3 protein-coding genes are annotated in these 1,917 nt (G+C 48.1%); 1 reads left to right on the top strand and 2 read right to left on the bottom strand.

The genetic code is table 11. The features are described from left to right. Positions 1–630 (top strand): EAL domain-containing protein (locus ACRC27_RS02675; RefSeq protein WP_438639130.1); only part of this gene is annotated, 630 nt, incomplete at its 5' end. Positions 631–761: 131 nt separating this feature from the next. Here ACRC27_RS02675 and ACRC27_RS02670 read toward each other — a convergent pair. Further along, on the bottom strand, positions 762–1,346 hold the full coding sequence (locus ACRC27_RS02670) for a phosphatase PAP2 family protein (protein WP_438639129.1): 585 nt from the start codon (positions 1,344–1,346) through the stop codon (positions 762–764). 293 nt (positions 1,347–1,639) lie between these two features. Then, positions 1,640–1,917 (bottom strand): winged helix domain-containing protein (locus ACRC27_RS02665; RefSeq protein WP_438639128.1); only part of this gene is annotated, 278 nt, incomplete at its 5' end.

The raw sequence follows: 1,917 nt of genomic DNA, 5'->3' as shown, positions 1-1,917 counted from the left end.
GGGCTCATTCCGCCAGATCAGTTCATCGCGTACGCCGAGCATAATGGGGTAATTATTGAGCTCACGAAGCATATGTTCGAGCTGGTGGCTAAAGATGCCAAATTGATGGTGCAACATTTTTCACCGGGGATGAAGCTGGCGGTTAATATCTCGGCGGTACACCTGCAATCAGAGCATATTATCGCGGATTTAACCGCGTTTCGTGCTTGTCTGCCAGCACAGCATTTTGTCTGTGTGCTGGAAATTACCGAACGGGTGTTAATTAAAGATGATGCCGAGGCTGAACGGTTGTTTAAAGAGCTGCATGACCTCGGTTTTGAACTGGCGATTGATGATTTTGGTACTGGCCATAGTGCGCTGATTTATCTGCAAAAGCACAAGATGGATTTTCTGAAGATTGATAAAGGTTTTATCCAATCCATCGGGCAGGAAACGGTACATACCCCAGTGCTGAATTCGATTTTGCAGATGGCAACCGATCTTTCGATGAAGGTGGTTGCCGAAGGGGTAGAGACAGAAAAACAACTGACCTATCTACGTCGGAGCGGTGTTTTGTACGCGCAAGGCTATTATTTCAGTCGGCCGCTGACGTGTGAACAATTGCTGCATGATGTGAGCCATGCCGACTAGCACGGGCTGCCAGCATGGCTCTGCAGTTAATTGCGAGAGTTAAGTGTGTGAGTGAAGCGCTGTGGCCAATAGCACAGACGACGTTTTTCACATATTCACATATTCACATAGTGGAACTCGCGTGGTAGACCTTATGTGCGGCGTTGAGGTGGTATGCGGCGCGGCGGACAGAGATAGGAGGCTAAACGCCATGTCAGATAAGCCGCCAGCAGGCTGACCGGAATCGCACCCAGAATATCGAACGGGAAATGGACGCCCAAAAATACCCGCGCCCAACTGATCGCCAAGCCGAGTAACAGGATTAGCCAAGCGCTTTGTGTTTTCCCGCTAAGTTTTCTCTCTTTGAAGGTTCTTTCACTAAACAGCAGATAAAAGCCGAGGCTGAACATTAACGTGGCATGTCCGCTTGGAAATGAGGCATTGGCATTGTGGAGCAGGTAGGTTTTCCCGATAGGCACCATAAACGGGCGCGGATGCGGATAAATCTTGCCAATAATAAAGCAGGCCAAATAGGCTAGTAGGGCACAGATAAACAGCACAATGATATGCTGCTGGGTTTCTTTATCGCCGCGGATAAATTGGAAAATAAATGTGGCTAAAACAATATAAATAAGCCAACGAGCAATAAAATGAGCCGTGCTGATTAACCACAAGGGCGTATCGGCTGTGGCGTTAATCAATAAGAAAAGATGCTGATTCAGCGCTTCCATCATCATGTCCAAAAGCAAGGTTTCACATGACTATAAACACTGTCAGAGAGGTGAGCCATTGTGGCGACGAAGAACGAATTTCCTGTATCAGATTGATTTAATTTTTGCTGTCACACTCGGTTGTTGCACAGGATAAGGTAGCTTCATTGGGGGGAACATTCATTAGGTGAAGAACGCTGTGCATGATCAAGAAAGCTCAGCATGATCAACAAAGTGACCATGCTGAGCTCAGTTTTCGTGGATTAAGCGCTTTCGCGGATTCAGCCAATGCGGGTTAGCGAATCTGCGCGGAGAGGGGTTTACTCTTCGTCAGTAAAATACCAGTAGCCGCAATTCACCAGCTCAGTGAGCGTCGACAGCAGCGCTGGATTACCCAGATTGTCACCCAGATCGTCTGCAGTGAATGACTCCTGATCGCACAGCAGATGACGAACTTCAGCGCAGCCTTCTGGCAGATGCAGCTCCTCACCATTGATAAAGCAGCGCTCACCGATATAAAACGCACGTAAACCACCGAGGCGATACAACGGCAGCGCATCTTGCTGCAACATGTCGTAAATTTCTTCGGCGGTGAATT

Source organism: Plesiomonas sp. (assembly GCF_051650925.1).
GTDB lineage: Bacteria > Pseudomonadota > Gammaproteobacteria > Enterobacterales > CAMTGL01 > Plesiomonas.
This window is presented reverse-complemented; position numbering and strand designations above follow the sequence as displayed.

What these genes read in the sequence shown, in the direction of transcription:
- ACRC27_RS02670 (WP_438639129.1), bottom strand. Translation starts at nt 1,346, where the DNA reads ATGATGATGGAAGCGCTGAATCAGCATCTTTTCTTATTGATTAACGCC.